The 16,284-nt window shown below is 71.5% G+C and carries 16 protein-coding genes; 14 read left to right on the top strand and 2 right to left on the bottom strand.

Annotation, left to right across the window (positions count from 1 at the left end):
- Nucleotides 1-262 precede the first annotated feature (262 nt).
- From ACIQCJ_RS11800 to ACIQCJ_RS11780, 5 genes are read left to right on the top strand one after another with little or no spacing between them, the layout of a single operon-like run.
- Nucleotides 263-3,184: an alpha/beta fold hydrolase gene (locus ACIQCJ_RS11800; RefSeq protein ID WP_402711248.1), complete on the top strand. Its 2,922-nt coding sequence runs from the start codon at nucleotides 263-265 to the stop codon at nucleotides 3,182-3,184.
- Nucleotides 3,181-4,140: an NAD(P)-dependent oxidoreductase gene (locus tag ACIQCJ_RS11795; protein ID WP_355340572.1), complete on the top strand. Its 960-nt coding sequence runs from the start codon at nucleotides 3,181-3,183 to the stop codon at nucleotides 4,138-4,140. Before ACIQCJ_RS11800 ends, ACIQCJ_RS11795 begins: the two co-directional genes overlap by 4 nt.
- Complete coding sequence (locus ACIQCJ_RS11790) at nucleotides 4,127-4,528, top strand: nuclear transport factor 2 family protein (RefSeq protein ID WP_355340569.1); 402 nt, start codon at nucleotides 4,127-4,129, stop codon at nucleotides 4,526-4,528. The genes ACIQCJ_RS11795 and ACIQCJ_RS11790 overlap by 14 nt, the downstream gene beginning before the upstream one ends.
- 13 nt (nucleotides 4,529-4,541) lie before the next feature.
- Nucleotides 4,542-5,507, top strand: a complete 966-nt coding sequence (gene pheA / locus ACIQCJ_RS11785) for a prephenate dehydratase (protein ID WP_402711247.1) — start codon at nucleotides 4,542-4,544, stop codon at nucleotides 5,505-5,507.
- A 52-nt stretch (nucleotides 5,508-5,559) separates the two neighbouring features.
- Nucleotides 5,560-6,594: a methyltransferase gene (locus tag ACIQCJ_RS11780; RefSeq protein WP_402711246.1), complete on the top strand. Its 1,035-nt coding sequence runs from the start codon at nucleotides 5,560-5,562 to the stop codon at nucleotides 6,592-6,594.
- 243 nt (nucleotides 6,595-6,837) lie between these two features.
- Here the strand turns inward: ACIQCJ_RS11780 and ACIQCJ_RS11775 are convergent, their stop codons facing one another.
- Entirely contained in the window at nucleotides 6,838-7,779 is a 942-nt protein-coding gene (locus ACIQCJ_RS11775) for a LysR family transcriptional regulator (protein WP_355340561.1), read from the bottom strand.
- 142 nt (nucleotides 7,780-7,921) lie between these two features.
- On the opposite strand from ACIQCJ_RS11775, the gene ACIQCJ_RS11770 reads away from it, so the two are divergent.
- The 4 genes from ACIQCJ_RS11770 (at nucleotide 7,922) to ACIQCJ_RS11755 (ending at nucleotide 10,424) form a co-directional block, all read left to right on the top strand.
- Nucleotides 7,922-8,857, top strand: coding sequence for an LLM class flavin-dependent oxidoreductase (locus ACIQCJ_RS11770; protein ID WP_402711245.1), 936 nt, complete (start codon nucleotides 7,922-7,924; stop codon nucleotides 8,855-8,857).
- Nucleotides 8,854-9,387 carry a hemerythrin domain-containing protein gene (locus tag ACIQCJ_RS11765; protein ID WP_355340555.1) on the top strand — a complete coding sequence of 178 codons (534 nt, stop codon included), beginning with the start codon at nucleotides 8,854-8,856 and terminating at the stop codon, nucleotides 9,385-9,387. Before ACIQCJ_RS11770 ends, ACIQCJ_RS11765 begins: the two co-directional genes overlap by 4 nt.
- A 46-nt stretch (nucleotides 9,388-9,433) precedes the next feature.
- A complete protein-coding gene (locus ACIQCJ_RS11760) occupies nucleotides 9,434-9,787 on the top strand; it encodes a DoxX family protein (protein WP_355340552.1) in 354 nt (117 codons plus the stop codon).
- A 160-nt stretch (nucleotides 9,788-9,947) separates the two neighbouring features.
- Nucleotides 9,948-10,424, top strand: coding sequence for a cupin domain-containing protein (locus ACIQCJ_RS11755; RefSeq protein ID WP_355340549.1), 477 nt, complete (start codon nucleotides 9,948-9,950; stop codon nucleotides 10,422-10,424).
- A 209-nt stretch (nucleotides 10,425-10,633) separates the two neighbouring features.
- On the opposite strand, the gene ACIQCJ_RS11750 is transcribed toward ACIQCJ_RS11755, so the two are convergent.
- Nucleotides 10,634-11,224 (bottom strand): hypothetical protein, encoded by a 591-nt coding sequence (locus tag ACIQCJ_RS11750; protein WP_223186742.1) that lies wholly within the window; start codon nucleotides 11,222-11,224, stop codon nucleotides 10,634-10,636.
- A 106-nt stretch (nucleotides 11,225-11,330) separates the two neighbouring features.
- Here ACIQCJ_RS11750 and hemL point away from each other — a divergent pair, with 106 nt between their 5' ends.
- From hemL to ACIQCJ_RS11725, 5 genes are all read left to right on the top strand, one after another.
- Nucleotides 11,331-12,638, top strand: a complete 1,308-nt coding sequence (gene hemL, locus ACIQCJ_RS11745) for a glutamate-1-semialdehyde 2,1-aminomutase (protein ID WP_355340546.1) — start codon at nucleotides 11,331-11,333, stop codon at nucleotides 12,636-12,638.
- Entirely contained in the window at nucleotides 12,635-13,264 is a 630-nt protein-coding gene (locus ACIQCJ_RS11740) for a histidine phosphatase family protein (RefSeq protein WP_355340543.1), read from the top strand. The genes hemL and ACIQCJ_RS11740 overlap by 4 nt, the downstream gene beginning before the upstream one ends.
- A gap of 198 nt (nucleotides 13,265-13,462) precedes the next feature.
- Nucleotides 13,463-14,800, top strand: a complete 1,338-nt coding sequence (locus ACIQCJ_RS11735; RefSeq protein WP_391163518.1) for a hypothetical protein — start codon at nucleotides 13,463-13,465, stop codon at nucleotides 14,798-14,800.
- An 83-nt stretch (nucleotides 14,801-14,883) separates the two neighbouring features.
- On the top strand, nucleotides 14,884-15,492 hold the full coding sequence (locus ACIQCJ_RS11730; RefSeq protein ID WP_355340537.1) for a TlpA disulfide reductase family protein: 609 nt from the start codon (nucleotides 14,884-14,886) through the stop codon (nucleotides 15,490-15,492).
- A gap of 1 nt (nucleotide 15,493) precedes the next feature.
- Nucleotides 15,494-16,282, top strand: coding sequence for a cytochrome c biogenesis protein CcdA (locus ACIQCJ_RS11725; protein WP_355340534.1), 789 nt, complete (start codon nucleotides 15,494-15,496; stop codon nucleotides 16,280-16,282).
- The last annotated feature ends 2 nt before the right edge of the window (nucleotides 16,283-16,284 follow it).

Below are 16,284 nucleotides of genomic sequence, written 5' to 3'. Positions count from 1 at the left end.
TTGAATGCGCGGTGAGCGACCTCCTAAAGTTCAACCATCGACCTCACCCAGCGTTTCCGGAAATAATCCGCGCTGGCCGGTTCTCTCAATGTCGAGTGTTTCCGGCAGTTTGCCTGAGGTACCTCCTTCGTTACCCCTGTGCTACATCGGTACGGTGTCGGCGTCACGCCTTCGCCGGTCAACTGTGCTGCTCAGAGGATTGCTTGCTGACACGGATTCCCTCGGTGAACCGGACAGTGCGACGAAAGGACCCGGCACAGTCATGTCCAATGCGCCGCGATTACGCGAGGCTTCGGAAAATCCCGCCGCCGACGAGAACGTCCGCAATATCGCGCACCTGCTGCTGCGCGCCGCGGAAAAGCACCAGGACTCGGGCATCCGCTACTGTCACGGAATGGCCGGTGAATCCACCCGGCTCCAGACCTACCCGCAATTAGTGGACGACGCGCGCCGGTCGCTCACCGGACTGCGCGCACACGGGCTGCGCGCGGGCGACAAGGTCGCGCTGCTGGTGGAGCGCCCGCACGAATTCCTCACCGTCTTCTGGGCCTGCCTGCTGGGCGGCCTCGTGCCCTGCCCACTGGTGCCGCTGCGCGGCGACCCGGAGCGCTGGGCGGCCCAACTGGCGCACGTCGACCAGTTGCTCGACAAGCCGCTGCTGATCGCCGACGAGGCGCTGGCCGCCGAACTCCCGCGCGTGCCGGGCCTGTCGGCCGTACCGCTGGAAGGGCTGCGCGGGCACGAGCCCGCCGTAGAGCTGTACGACGCGGAGCCCGGTGAGCTGGCGCTGCTGGTGCTGACCTCGGGCTCGACCGGCAACTCCAAGGCCGTGATGCTCACCCACGCCAACCTGCTGGCGTCGATGGCGGGCAAGAACGGCTTCCACCGCCTCACCCCCGCCGACACCTCGCTGAACTGGGTGTCCTTCGACCATGTCGCGGCGCTGCTGGAGTGCCACCTGCTGCCGCTATACGCGGGGGCGCTCCAACTCCACGTCGAGCCGCAGGTGGTGCTCAAGGAGCCGCTGGACTTCCTGCGGCTGCTCTCCCGCCACCGGGTCACCATGACCTTCACGCCCAACTTCCTGCTGGGCCTGGTCAACGCGGCCGTGAGCGGGGCGTCCTCGGTCACCGAGGGCCCGAGCGGCGGCGAGCCGCTCGACCTGTCCCGCCTGCGCCACATCATCAGCGGCGGCGAGGCCATCGTGTGTGCCACCGGCCGTACCTTCCTCGACGAACTGGCCCCGTACGGCCTGTCGTCCTTCGCGCTGTGGCCCGCCTTCGGGATGACCGAGACGTGCGCGGGCAGCGTCTACTCCACCGGCTTCCCCGAGCTGGACGCCGGGCAGGAGTTCGCCAACCTCGGGCTGCCCGTGGAGGGCCTGGCCATCCGGGTGGCGGACGAGGAGACCCACCGGCCGCTGGCGGAGGGGCAGGTCGGTGAACTCCAGCTCCGCGGGCCGATGATCACCGGCGGCTACTACAACAACGGCCAGGCCACCGCCGACGCGTTCACCGCCGACGGCTGGTTCCGCAGCGGCGACCTCGGCCGGATCGACAGCGGACGGCTCACCCTGGTGGGCCGCAGCAAGGACAGCGTCATCGTCAACGGCGTCAACTACTACAGCCACGACATCGAGACCGCCCTGGAGCAACTGGACGGCGTCGCGCGCTCGTTCGTCGCCGCCTTCCCCACCCGCGTGCCCGGCGCCGACACCGAACAGCTCGTCGTCGCCTTCCACCCCGAGATCCCCGCGGCCGACGAAGCCGGACTCTTCCGGCTGCTCACCGCCGTCCGCTCCACCGTCGTCATGCACTGGGGCTTCCGCCCCGCGCTGCTGCTGCCGCTGCCCGAGAGCGCCTTCCCCAAGACCAGCCTCGGCAAGATCCAGCGCTCCCTGCTGCGCAAGCGCCTGGAGAACGGCGACTTCGCCGCCGCCACCGCGGCCGTACAGGAACTGACCTCACGTCAACTCGGCGGCTACACCGCCCCCGAGGGCGAGACCGAGTGGCGACTGGCCGCGATCTACGCCGAGATGTTCGACACCACCGCCGACCGGATCAGCGCCACCGCCAGCTTCTTCGACCTCGGCGGCACCTCGCTCGACATCCTGCGGCTGCGGCTCAGTGTCGCCCGGCGCCTCGGCGTCGCCGACCTCCAGATCATCACCGTGCTGACCGCCCCCACCGTCCGCGACCTGGCCGCCAGGATCACCGCCGACCTCGCCGCCGGGGACACCACGACCGGCGAGCGGCCGTACGACCCGATCGTCCCCATGCAGCTCAGCGGCGGCAAGACCCCGCTGTTCTGCGTGCACCCCGGCGTCGGCGAAGTCCTCGTCTTCGTCAACCTCGCCAAGTACTTCGTGGCCGACCGGCCCTTCTACGCGCTGCGCGCCCGCGGCTTCAACCGCGGCGAGAAGCCCTTCGCCACCTTCGCGGAGATGGTCGCCGCCTACGTGGACGCGATCCGCGCCAAGCAGCCGCACGGGCCGTACGCGGTCGCGGGCTACTCCTACGGCGGCGCGGTCGCCTTCGAGATCGCCAAGGTCCTTGAGGCGCAGGGCGAACGCGTCGACTTCGTCGGCAGCTTCAACCTCCCGCCGCACATCAAGTACCGCATGGAGGAACTGGACTTCGTCGAGACCGCCGCCAACCTCGCCTTCTTCCTGGCCCTGATCAACAAGAAGCAGTCGCTGGAGATCCCCGGCACCCTGCGCGGGCTGCCCCGCGAACGGCAGCTCCAGCACTTCATCGACATCGCCCCCGCCGACCGGCTCGCCGAACTCGACCTGACGGCGGAGAAGTTCGCCGCCTGGGCCGAACTCGCCGACGGCCTCACGGACCTGGGCCGCGGTTACCAGCCGAGCGGCACCGTCCGCTCGATGAAGGTCTTCTACGCCGTCCCGCTGCGCGGCACCAAGCAGGACTGGCTGGAGAACGAACTGCGCCGCTGGGACGACTACACCACCGGGCCCAACGACTACATCGACGTACCGGGCGAGCACTACACGCTGATGGGCCCGCAGCACGTCGCCGCCTTCCAGGCCATCCTGCGCAGGGAGTTGGACCGCGCCATGGGCGACGCAGGCGCGGACGCGGACGCAGACGCAGACGCAGACGCGTACGCGGACGCGGAAACCGACACCGACACCGACACCGACACCGGGGACGTGACAGCGTGAAGGGCAAGAAGATCCTGGTCACCGGCGGCACGGGGCAGGTCGCCAGGCCCGTCGCCGAGGCGCTCGCCGCCGACAACGACGTCTGGTGTCTCGGCCGCTTCGGGACCCCCGGCGTCGCCGCCGAACTCACCGCGAGCGGCATCACCACCTTCCGCTGGGACATGGACGACCTCGGCCCCGACACCCTCAAGGGCCTCCCCGACGACTTCACCCACGTCGTCCACTCCGCCGTCCGGCGTGGCGAGGACGGCGACTTCAACGCGGCCGTCGCCGTCAACTCCATCGCCGCCGGGCGGCTGATGACCCACTGCCGCAGCGCCGACGCCTTCCTGTACGTGTCCACCGGCGCGCTCTACGCCCGCCAGACCCTCGACCACCGCTACACCGAGACCGACCCCGTGGACGGCAAGGCCGACTGGCTGCCCGCGTACCCGGTAGGGAAGATCGCCGCCGAGGGCACCGTCCGCGCCTTCGGCCAGGTGCTCGGCCTGCCGACCACCATCGCGCGGCTCAACATCGCCTACGGGCCCGGCGGTTACGGCGGCGTCCCGATGCTCTACTTCAAGCGGATGCTGGCCGGCGAGCCGATCCCCGTGCCCGTCGAGGGCCAGAACTGGTGCTCGCTCCTCTACACCGACGACCTCGTCCGCCAGGTCCCGCGCCTCTGGGAGGCCGCCGCCGTCCCCACCACGCTCGTCAACTGGGGCGGCGACGAAGCGGTCGGCATCACCGACTGCGTGCGGTACCTGGAGGAGCTGACCGGGGTCACCGCCACGCTCGTACCGTCCGAAGTCACCCGCGAGACCTACCAGTTCGACCCGGCGCTGCGCCGCGAGCTGACCGGCCCCTGCGAGGTCGGCTGGCGCGACGGCATCCGCCGCACCCTGGCCGCGATGTACCCCGGGCACCTGCGCGAGCACAGCGCCGGGGAGGTGGGCGCCGGTGTCCGGGCGTAGCAACTCCGAGGCGGTCCGGGCCGCTTACCGCGCCTTCGCGGAACGCGACGTCGAAGGGCTGCTCGCGATCCTGCACCCGGACGTCGACTGGGTGCACCCGGACGGGATGGACACCTACGGGCTCGGCGGTACGAAGAAGGGGCACGCGGGCGTGAAGGAGTTCCTCGCCCACGTCCCCACCGTGCTGGGCGGAATGCGCCTGGAGCCGCTGGAGTTCATCGAGTCCGGCGACCGGATCGTGGTCTTCGGAATCCGACAGGTCACCTCGCTGACCGGGCACACCGAGACCCTTCAGTTCGTCCACTCCTGGACGATGCGCGACGGCCGGGCCACCGCCATGGAGGACATCTTCGACACCGTCCTCTTCCACCGCCTCATCGAGAGCTGAGGGAGCGGCCCTCATGAGGTACGCCTATCTGGGGCCCGAGGGCACCTTCACGGAGGCGGCGCTGCGCTCCGCGCTCGGCACGCGGGTGCCGGGACCGGGACCGGGGTCGGGGCCGGGGCCGGTGCCGGTGCCGGTGCCGGTGTGCGAGCCGTACCCGACCGTCGCCGACGCCCTGGAGGCCGTACGGCGCGGCCACTGCGCCGCCGCGATGGTGCCGGTGGAGAACTCCCTGAAGGGCGTGGTGCCCGCCACCCTCGACGGCTTCGCCGCCACCGACGACCTGCACATCGTCGGCGAGACCGAACTGCGCGTCAGCTTCGCGCTGTTGGGCCTGCCCGGCGCCACTCTCGACGGCGTCGAGCGGGTCCGCAGCCACCCGCACGCGCTCGCCCAGTGCGGGCGCTGGCTCGGCCTGAGGCTCCCGAACGCCGTGACGGAGGCCGCCGGTTCGACGGCGGGCGCCGCCCGCGACCTGGCCGGGTCCGGCGACCCGCGCGTCGCGGCCGTCGCGGCGCCCGCCGTCGCCGAGCGGTACGGGCTGCGCGTGCTCGCCACCGACATCGGCGAGCGCGAGAACGCCGTGACCCGCTTCGTCATGGTCCGCCGCGCCGGGGTGCCGCCCGCCCGCACCGGCCGGGACCGTACCTCCCTGCTGGTGTCGGCAGGCGACGGCACACCGGCCGCGCTGCCCGGAATCCTGTCCGTCTTCACGGCGGGACGCGTCAGCCTCGCGTGGGTCCAGGCGTGGCCGACCGGGCTGCGCCTGGGCGACTACCGCTTCTTCGTGGACGTCGAGGGCCACATCGACGACCAGCGGGTCCGCCACGCCGTCGCCTCGCTCTCCGACGTCGGGGCGCGGGCCAGCTTCCTCGGGAGCTATCCGCGCGCGGGGGCTCGCGCCACCGCCGTTACGGCTGCCACGGCTCTCAGGCGCCGGGTGCCGCTGCCGTCACCGCCCTTCCCCGCCGTCGTGCTGTGACCCCTGTGACCCACCCGCCCGCGCCCGTACCCCACCCCAGGAAGGACACGCCGTGAGCACTGCGTCCCGCCCGCCCGTCGGCAACCCCCAGGACCGACTGGTCCAACTCGGCCTCGGATTCTGGCAGTCCAAGGTGCTGCTGACCGCCGTGGAGCTGGGGGTGTACTCGGACCTCGCGGCCCACGGCCCGGCCGACGCGTCCGCGCTCGCCGCCCGCCTCGGTCTGCACCCGCGCGGCGCCCGCGACTTCTTCGACAGCCAGGTCGCGCTCGGCCTGCTGGAGCGGACGGACGGGGTGTACGCGAACACGCCCGACACGGCGGCCTTCCTCGACCGCGCCCAGGACACGTACATCGGGGGCCTGTTGGAGATGGCGCAGGAGCAGTGGTACCAGTCCTGGGGGCACTTGACCGAGGCGCTGCGGACCGGTGAGCCGCAGAACAACGTCGGGGGAGCGGACGGCAATCCCTTCGATGTCCTGTACGCCGACCCGGAGTTGACCAGCCGCTTCCAGAAGGCGATGACCGGCGGTTCGCTCGCCGCCTCGCAGGCGCTGGCCGCCGCCTTCGCCTGGGCGGACGTCACGAGCGTCGTCGACATCGGCTGCTCCGAGGGCATCCTGCTCAACACCGTACTGACCGCGCACCCGCACCTGCGCGGCACCGGTTTCGACCTCCCGGCCGTCGCGCCCACCTTCCACGAGACGGTACGGCGCGCCGGGCTCGGCGACCGGCTCCGGTTCGAGCCCGGCAGCTTCCTCACCGACGCGCTGCCCACCGCCGACGTCGTCGTCTTCGGCCGCGTCCTGCACGACTGGGACCTCGACACCAAGCGGATGCTCCTGAAGAAGGCGTACGAGGCCCTGCCGGACGGCGGCTCCGTCGTCGTCTACGAGTCGATGATCGACGACGACCGCCGCGTCAACGCCTTCGGCCTCCTCACCAGCCTCCACATGCTCCTCGAAAGCCCCGGCGGCTTCGACTACACCGGCGCCGACTGCGTCCGCTGGCTGGAGGAAACCGGCTTCACCTCCTGCTCCGCCCAACCCCTCGACGGCCCGGTCGCCCTGGTGACCGGCCACAAATAGCCCTCCGGGCGGGCGTGCGCCGTCCGGCCCGCAGCCACATCGGCCCCCGCGCCGCGCGCGCCGCGCGACCGGCCTCAGCGGGCCCCTGCGGGCCGCGCCGCCCGCGCGGGTGCGCTGAGGCACCGGCCTCGATGCCTGCCCTGGCCTGTCCGGACTCGGGGCGGACGGCTGACCGGGCCGGGCACGTGCGGCCTGCGGGGGGCGTCGAGGTGCCGGGCGCGGTCTCGCAGGCCGGGGCGGCGGTCAGTGGGGGGTGGGGGCTGCGGGGGTCGGGGGGCGGGTGTTGACCAGGGACCTCACGGCAGTGAGCACGGCGGAGATCGAGGGGCAGGCGATCGTGCCGGTGCGGGCCACGAGGGTGACGTGGCGGGTGAGGGTGAGGGCGGCGGGGGTGACGCGGACGACGGGGAAGCCGGGGCGGTCGGGGACCAGGTCGGGGACGAGGGCGACGCCCCAGCCGTGGGAGACCAGGCCGAGGACGGCCTGCATGTCGTCGGTCTCGGCCACGGCGTCCGGGGCGAACCCGGCGCCGTGGCAGGCGTGCAGGGTCAGCCGGCCGAGCGCCGAGCCCTCGTCGTAGATCCAGGGGTCACGGGCGAAGTCGGCCAGCGGCAGAGGCTTCCCGGCCCCGCCCTGTTCCGCGAGCGGGTGGCCCGGCGGCACCGCGAGCCGGATGCGGTCGCCCGCGACCGGCTCCTCGGTCAGCCCCGGCACATCCGGCTCGGGGATCTGGTCGTAGCGGGAGGCGACGACCAGGTCGAGCTGATTGAGCCGCACGGCCTGCCGGGCCTCGCTCCTGCGGACGTCGTGCAGGGTGATCCGGAGGTTGGGATGGTCGCGCCGCAGCCCGGCCAGCACCGGCACGAGCAGCGCCGGGCCCTCGTGGAAGGGCATCCCGACCCGCAGGTCGCCGTAGACCTGTCCGCTGAATTCCAGCAACTCCGATTCAGCGGTCTCCAGTTGGGACAGGATGTCCTCGCCGTGCCTGACCAGCAACCGGCCGACGGCGGTCAGCGTCGCCTTGCCGTTCGTCCGGTCGAGCAGCGGCACCCCGGTCTCCGCTTCGAGCGCCGACAGGTGCTGGGAGACCGCCGACCGCGTGTAGTTGAGCGCCTGCGCGGCCCCGGCGATCGAGCCCCGGGCCTCCACCTCGCGCAGCAGCAGCAGTTTCCGTACGTCCAGCACGCCGCAGTCCCCCCGCCCCGTGGCACCGTCAGTTTTCCTGACGCCCAGCGTCAATTACCGTCACGCCAACGGTACAGCGGGGGCCCGCGGCCGACGGCTTTAATGACAACGACTTCACGCCGAACCCCCGGAGAGACCACTCATGTCCGAGCCCGTGACCGCACCCGCCCCGACGACCGCCGAGCGCGTCCATCCGCTGGAGTTCGGCATCGCGCTGAACCCGGAGGCCGCCCGGATCGACGAGCTGATCCGGCTCGCCGAACTCGCCGACAGCCGCGGCTTCGAATTACTCGGCCTCATGGACCACCCCTACATGGGCGCCGCCCTGGAGGCGTGGACGCTGCTGTCCGTGCTCGCCGCCCGCACCGAGCGCATCCGGCTCTTCCCCGATGTGGCGAATCTCCCGCTGCGCCCGCCGGCCATGCTCGCCAAGGCCGCCGCCTCGCTCGACCTGATCAGCGGCGGCCGGGTGGAACTCGGCCTCGGCGCCGGAGCCGCGGCCGACCACGGCGGAGGCGGCATGGGCGGCCCGCGCCGCTCGCCCAAGGTCGCCATCGACGCCCTGGAGGAGGCCGTCGCGGTCATCCGCCGGGTGTGGGCGGCCGGGGACACCCCCGCCGCGTACGAGGGCGAGCACTACCGGCTGGAGGGCGTCGTCCCCGGACCCGCGCCCGCGCACCCGATCGGCATCTGGCTCGGCGCGTACCGGCCCCGGATGCTGGAGGTCACCGCGCGCCTCGGCGACGGCTGGCTGCCGAGCTTCCCCTACCTCGACCCGGCCGCGGTCATCGCGCTCAACCACCGCATGGACGAGGCCGCTTCGGCCGCGGGCCGCGCCCCGTCCGACGTCCGGCGGCTCTACAACATCATCGGCCGGATCGACGGAAACGGCGGCGCGCCCTTCAACGAGGGCAGCGCCGCGTGGACGGAACGGCTCACCGAACTGGTCCTCGACGGCGGCGTCAGCGCCTTCGTCCTGACCCCGATGGCCGACCACGCCCGGCAGATCGAGACCTTCCACGCCGAGGTCGTCCCGGCGGTCCGCGAAGCGGTGAGCAAGGAAGGCGCGAACCGATGAGCACGCCCCAGACCCCGGGTACGGGCGGCGGCGGTACGGCCACCACGCCCGCGGGCCGCGCCATGGTCAGTACGCTGCTCGGCGCGCACGCCGCCCTGCGCCGCGACCTGGACTCGCTCGGCCAGGCCCTGCGGCTGCTCGCCGCGAAGGACCCGGCCGCGCTCGGCGAAGTCCACGCCCGCATGGACGACTTGACGCTGCGTCAGGCCGCCTGGCAGCTCAAGTCGTTCTGCGACATGTACTGCCAGACGGTGCACGCGCACCACTCCATCGAGGACTTCCGGATCTTCCCCGCCGTGCTGCGCATCGCCCCCGAGCTGCGTCCGGTGGTCGACAGGCTCACCGCGGACCACCTGGCGCTCGGCTCGCTGCTCGACGCGATGATCACGTCGGTCGGCGCGCTGCCCGACGCCGACTGGGCCACCGCGCAGGACGCCGTCCAGGCGCTCGCCGACCACCTCGCGGCCCACCTGGACCTCGAGGAAGCGCACATCATCCCCCAGCTCGGCCGGCTGTCGAGCTGGATCTGACGGCCGTACGCGTCCCCGTAAGCCTTCCCCTCACCCCGGAGCCCCGATGTTCGCCGTCACCGTCGTGCTGTCCCTCGTCCTGGCGCTGGTCTTCGCCGCGCTCGGCACCTTCAAGGTGATCAACCACCCGAAGGCCGCCGAGACCGCGGAGCACCTGGGCCTGTCCCTGTCCCTCTCCCGCGCCATCGGCCTGCTCGAAATCGCCGCCTGCGGTGGCCTGTTGATCGGTCTGGCCTGGGCCCCGCTCGGCGTCGCCGCCGCGGCCGGCGCCGTCCTGCTGCTGATCGGCGCCACCGGCACCCACCTCAAGGTCCACGACCCGGCACAGGTCGCCGCCTTCCCCGCCTTCCTCGCGGTGCTGTCGGTGATCACCCTGATCCTCCGCCTCAAGACGGCGTGACCGAAAACGGCGTGACCCGAGACAGCGGGACCGAACACGGCGTGATCAAGACGCTGAAGACGGCCTGATTACGGTGCCGCCGCCCCCGCGGGGTACGGTCGCCGCGACGGTACGGCGTCCGCCTCCGCGGGCGCAGCCGTAGTGGCGCAGGAGGTGTCATATGGGTCTACGTCCGCGTACCGCGCATGAACTGAGCCTTGAGCCCCATCCCGGAGGCGGCTGGTACGGCCGGGTCTACACCTCACCGGTCGAGGTGCCCGTGCCGGGTCTCGACGGTGTCCGGCCGACCGCCGTACTGATCCACTACCTGCTCAGCCCGGGGGAGCGGTCGTCCTGGCACCGGGTGAGCTCGGACGAGCTGTGGCTGTGGCGGCGCGGCGGCCAGCTCCGGCTGCGCCAGGGCGGCACCGGCGGGGCCCCGGTGGAGAACGGCTCGGCGGAGGCTTCAACGACCCTGCTGGGACCGGGACATGACTATCCCGTCACCCATCTCCAGATGCTCGTCCCCGCGGGCACCTGGCAGTGCGCCGAGCCCGCGCAGAAGCACGAGGTTCTCGTGAGCTGTCTGGTGACGCCCGGCTCGGGCCTGGCCGACATCGAGCTGTACGAGGAGTCGGCGGCGCGCGCGGGAAATTGAGCGCTTGAGGGTGCGATATCCCGTATTGCGGGGGGTATTTGGCGCATGCAAGCCGTTGCGGTGATCCGCCAGTCACCAGTTGGCCGGAAACGCGCAATCCGGGCGGCCCGGAGAAGGCGCGCGGTGGCGCGGAGTCGGGCGCGAGTGTGCGGCGTAGGTCCGCGAAGGCGGGGAAGAACGAGGAAGACGCGAGAGGAAGGGGCGGCCGGTCAGGGCCAGACGAGACAGTAGAGCTGGTGACCGGACTCCTCGCAGCGGCGGGCGAAATCCTGCCATTCATGGAGCATCTGGTAGATCACGAACGCGTCTCTCGGACCGCGTCGGTCCGGCACGGTGGACCATATGAAGGCGGCGGCGCCCAGCGATTCCTCGTTGGCGGTGCGCAGCGGCTCGACGACCGAGTGCGGCAGCCGTACCACCGCGTAGTCCGGGTGCAGCACCACCAGTTCGAGCGGCGGGACCTTGGCGGGGGGTATGCCCTCGATGCCGGTGAGGACCATCGCGGCCATCGTCTCCGGCTTGACCTTGGTGTACATGCCGTGGCCGAGTTCGTCGCCGCCGAGTTCCTCGGGGCGCATGGAGATCGGGACGCGTGCGGCGGTGGCGCCGTCGGGCGCACCGAAATACTTGTAGGTCACCCCCACTCGGCCACCCCTGCTCCTGCCCTCGCTCGCGGTTGAACGGTTTTCCGGTACACGGTCGGCGGGGTTCGCGGGACGGCGTCGCCTGCCGGTGGGACGGGCGCGTTCGGGCTCGTGCTCGCCCGGTCCTTCACCCGGTCCGCCACCGCGCTGCTGCATTCCACTACCCGACCATCCGCAGACCCAACCACGCAACCCGATCATCGTCTCAGATGCAGGGTTGAGACGTTGCCGCGCAACGCCAGGCATTTGAGAGCATGTGCGTGTGAGCTATCCGTACGAAGCACCAGTGTCCCAGGAACTCTTCGACCGCGCGGCGGCCGTGACACCAGGCGGTGTGAACTCCCCGGTGCGGGCCTTCCGCGCCGTGGGCGGCACGCCCCGGTTCATGGTGTCCGGCACGGGCCCCTATCTCACCGACGCCGACGGCCGCGAGTACGTCGACCTCGTCTGCTCGTGGGGACCGATGATTCTCGGCCACGCGCACCCCGAGGTGATCGCCGCCGTCCAGGCCGCGGTCACGCGCGGTACGTCCTTCGGCACACCCGGTGAGGGCGAGGTCGCGCTCGGCGAGGAGATGGTCGCGCGGGTCGAACCGCTGGAGCAGGTACGGCTGGTGTCGTCCGGCACCGAGGCCACGATGTCGGCGATCCGGCTCGCGCGCGGCTTCACCGGCCGGGCGAAGATCGTCAAATTCGCGGGCTGCTACCACGGCCATGTGGACGCGCTGCTGGCCGCCGCGGGATCGGGCGTGGCCACCTTCGGCCTGCCCGACACCCCCGGCGTGACCGGCGCGCAGGCCGGGGACACCATCGTGCTGCCGTACAACGACCTGGACGCCGTACGCGCCGCCTTCGCCGCGCACCCCGGCGAGATCGCCTGCGTGATCACCGAGGCGTCGCCCGGCAACATGGGCGTCGTCCCGCCGCTGCCCGGCTTCAACGCCGGACTCAAGCAGCTCTGCGCCGACGACGGCGCGCTCTACATCTCCGACGAGGTGATGACCGGCTTCCGCGTCAGCCGCTCCGGCTGGTACGGGCTCGACGGGGTGCGCCCCGACCTGATGACCTTCGGCAAGGTCATGGGCGGCGGTTTCCCCGCCGCGGCCTTCGGCGGCCGGGCCGACGTGATGAGCCGCCTCGCGCCCGCGGGCCCCGTCTACCAGGCGGGCACGCTCTCCGGGAACCCGGTCGCGACCGCCGCGGGCCTCGCGCAGCTCAGGCTCCTCGACGAGGCCGCGTACGCGCGCGTCGACGCGGTGTCGGTCGAGATCCGGGAGCTGGTCAGTGCCGCGCTGAGCAAGGAGGGGGTCGCGCACCGCGTGCAGACCGCGGGCAGCATGTTCTCCGTCTTCTTCACGGACGACGAGGTCCGTGACTTCGAGGACGCGAAGAAGCAGGAGGCGTTCCGCTTCACCGGCTTCTTCCACTCGATGCTGGCGCAGGGCGTCTATCTGCCGCCGTCCGCCTTCGAGTCCTGGTTCGTGTCGACCACCCACGACGAGCGGGCCGTGGAGCGGATCGCCGCCGCGCTGCCCGCCGCCGCACGCGCCGCCGCGGAGGCCCACGCATGAGCGAGATGACCGTTGTCCACGTGATGCGGCACGGCGAGGTGCACAACCCCGACGGCATCCTGTACGGGCGCGCCCCCGGCTTCCACCTGTCCGAGCTGGGCCGCAAGATGGCCGACCGGGTCGCCGAGCACCTGGCCTCGCGCGACATCACCTACGTCGTGGCCTCCCCGCTGGAGCGCGCCCAGGAGACCGCCGCGCCCATCGCCGCCGCCCACGAGCTGGAGGTCGGCACCGACGAGCGGCTGATCGAGGCGGCGAACGTCTTCGCGGGGAAGACCTTCGGCGTCGGCGACGGGGCGCTGCGCAAGCCCGCGAACTGGAAGTACCTCACCAATCCCTTCCGGCCGAGCTGGGGCGAGCCGTACGTCGACCAGGTCGTCCGGATGACGGCCGCGCTGGCCGCCGCCCGCGACGCCGCCCGTGGGCACGAGGCCGTCTGCGTCTCCCACCAGCTCCCCATCTGGATCGCCCGCAGCTACGCCGAGCGCCGCCGCCTGTGGCACGACCCGCGCCGCCGTCAGTGCACGCTGGCGTCCCTGACCTCCTTCACCTACGACGGCGACCGCATCGTCTCCGTCGGCTACAGCGAGCCCGCGCGGGACCTGGTCCCCGCCCGGCTCCTCTAGGACTCGCCGCCCCGCGCCCCGGCCGGGGCGCACCCGTCCACTGGGCGAGTGAAGAACCGGAGCCACCCGAGGGAACCTCGGCAAGTTTTGCCGCATGCCGCGTAACCGCGAGGAACTTGTGAACGTCATGGTGGGTGACCACTTTTCTGCCCACTCGGCCGTCAGGCCGGAGAAGCCGAGAGACGGGACCGTTCCACGATGTGCGCCATGAGCCGCAGGACCCTGTTGACCACTAGCGCTGGGGCGGCGGCGGCCGGGCTCGGCGTCGCCGGCTGCGGCACGGGGAAGGGGGTGAGCGGCGGCGGAGCGACGCCGGTGGCGAGCAAGACCGGCGAGAAGTCGGGGGCGAGCGGCCGCCAGGCCCCGAAGAAGACCGTGACCCTCATCGGCGACGGATCGACGGCGTACACCGGGACGCAGCCCAACCAGCCCAGGCCCGAGCGGCTGGAGCCCGGCCAGGCGCCGCCGCAGTTCGTGATCTTCTCCTGGGACGGCGCGGGCGAGGTCGGCAACGGCCTCTTCCCCCGCTTCCGCAAGCTCGCCGAGAACCACGGCGCGTCCATGACCTTCTTCCTGTCCGGGCTCTACCTGCTGCCGGAGGGCAAGAAGCTCCAGTACGCGCCGCCGAACAACCGGCAGGGCGCCTCGGACATCGGCTACCTCACCGACCAGCACGTCCGGATGACGCTGGACAACATCCGGCAGGCGTGGCTGGACGGCCACGAGATCGGCACGCACTTCAACGGTCACTTCTGCGGCGGCAGCGGCACCGTCGGCCGCTGGACGTCGGCCGACTGGAAGAGCGAGATCGACCAGGCCAAGTCGTTCGTGAAGAGCTGGAAGACCAGCACGGGCTGGCACGACCAGGACCCGCTGCCCTTCGACTACGAGAAGGAGCTGGTCGGCGGCCGGACCCCGTGCCTGCTCGGCCAGGACAATCTGCTGCCGACCGCGAAGGCGCTCGGCTGGCGGTACGACGCCAGCTCGCCGGGCGGCAACCAGGTGTGGCCCTCCAAGCGCGGCGGCCTGTGGGACCTGCCGCTCCAGCTCATCCCCTTCCCCGGACACTCCTTCGAGGTGCTGTCCATGGACTACAACATGCTCGCCAACCAGTCGCACGCGGCCACCAAGTCCGACCCGGCCAACTACCCGGGCTGGCGCCGGCAGGCCACCGCCTCGTACATCGCGGGCTTCGAGCGGGCGTACTCGACCAACCGCGCGCCGTTCTACATCGGCAACCACTTCGAGCAGTGGAACGGCGGGATCTACATGGACGCCGTTGAAGAAGCGTTCAAGCACGTCGCCGCGGCCCGCGACAAGGCGAACAACGGCGACATCCGCATGGTGTCCTTCCGGCAGTACGTGGACTGGCTGGACGCGCAGGACCCGGCCGTCCTGGACAAGCTCAGGACGCTGGAGGTCGGGCAGTCGCCCGCCGGCGGCTGGCGGGAATTCCTCGCCGCCCCCGCCGTGAGCAGCGGCGGGACCAGCAGCTCGGGCAAGGCGCCGGTCGGCGCCGGAACCGCGACTACCTGATCCTTACTTGGGGCAATTGCCGTTTTTGGGGTTGGCGTCGGGGGCGTGGAAGATCGCGCGAAGGCCCATGCGAAACTTTTCACATGAGTCCTACGCGCGCCCTCCGACGCCGCTTTCCCCGCAGTGCCGCGGCACTCGTCGGGGCCGCCGCGCTCGCGATGACGACGGCCGCCTGCTCGTCGACCTCGACCTCGGGGACCGACAACACCAACTTCATGGGCGGCACCGGCGAGATCAACGTCCTCAAGGCCGCCGACCGCAAACCCGCCCCCGACATCTCGGGCAAGACGGTCACCGGCGGCACGGACAGCCTGGCCGCGTACAAGGGCAAGGTCGTCGTCGTCAACATCTGGGGCTCGTGGTGCGCGCCCTGCCGCGCGGAGGCGCCGAACCTCGCCGAGGTCGCCAACGCCGACAAGGACAAGGGCGTGCAGTTCCTCGGCATCAACACCCGGGACCTGGACGTCTCCAACGCCGAACGCTTCGACAAGCGCTTCGAGATCCCGTACCCCAGCCTGTACGACCCCTACGGCTCGCTGATCCTGCGCTTCCCCAAGGGCAGCCTCAACCCGCAGAGCCTGCCCGCCACCCTCGTCATCGACCGGCAGGGCAAGCTCGCCGTCCGCGCGCTGAAGCCGCTCAGCGTCGAGGACCTGCACCAGATCATCGACCCGCTCATCGCGGAGAAGTGACGTGCAGGCAAGCGCCGCCGCCGCGGTCGTCACCCTGAGCGCCGCGACCGACCCCAACCAGACGGTGCTCACCGGGGCGCTGCTGGCCGCCATCCCGATCGCCATGTTCGCCGGGCTGATCTCCTTCTTCTCGCCCTGCGTCCTGCCGCTGGTCCCCGGCTATCTGTCGTACGTGACAGGCGTCACCGGCACCGACCTCGCCGAGGCCAAGCGGGGCCGGATGCTGCTGGGCTCGTCGCTGTTCGTGCTCGGCTTCAGCGCCCTGTTCGTCTCCGGCGGCGCCCTGTTCGGCAACTTCGGCGCGCAACTGCTCGTGCACCGGCAGATCCTCTCCAAGATCTTCGGCGGCCTCACCATCGTCCTCGGCCTGGCCTTCATGGGCATCGTCGGCGGCCTGACCCAGCGCGAATTCCGCTTCCACTACCGGCCCGCGCTGGGCCTGGCCGGGGCGCCGGTGCTCGGTCTGCTCTTCGGCCTCGGCTGGGCGCCCTGCGTCGGCCCCACTCTCGGCGCCGTCAACGCGCTGGCCTTCAACGACGCCAGCGCGGGCCGCGGGGCGCTGCTGATGGCGTTCTACTGCGCGGGCCTCGGTGTGCCGTTCATCGTGGCCGCCATAGCTTTCCGTCGTACGCTCGGCGCGTTCGCGTGGGTCAAACGCCACTACGTGTGGGTGATGCGCGCCGGCGGCGCGATGCTCGTCGCGGTCGGCGTCCTCCTCGTCACCGGCGTCTGGGACCACATCACCTACCAGATGCAGATCTGGTCGAGCAGCTTCACCCCAGGGGTCTGACC

The sequence above is a fragment of the Streptomyces sp. NPDC093221 genome (assembly GCF_044753885.1).
Classification (GTDB): Bacteria; Actinomycetota; Actinomycetes; order Streptomycetales; family Streptomycetaceae; genus Actinacidiphila.
Note: the sequence above shows the minus strand (reverse complement) of the source record. Positions and strands in the feature narration are given on the sequence as shown.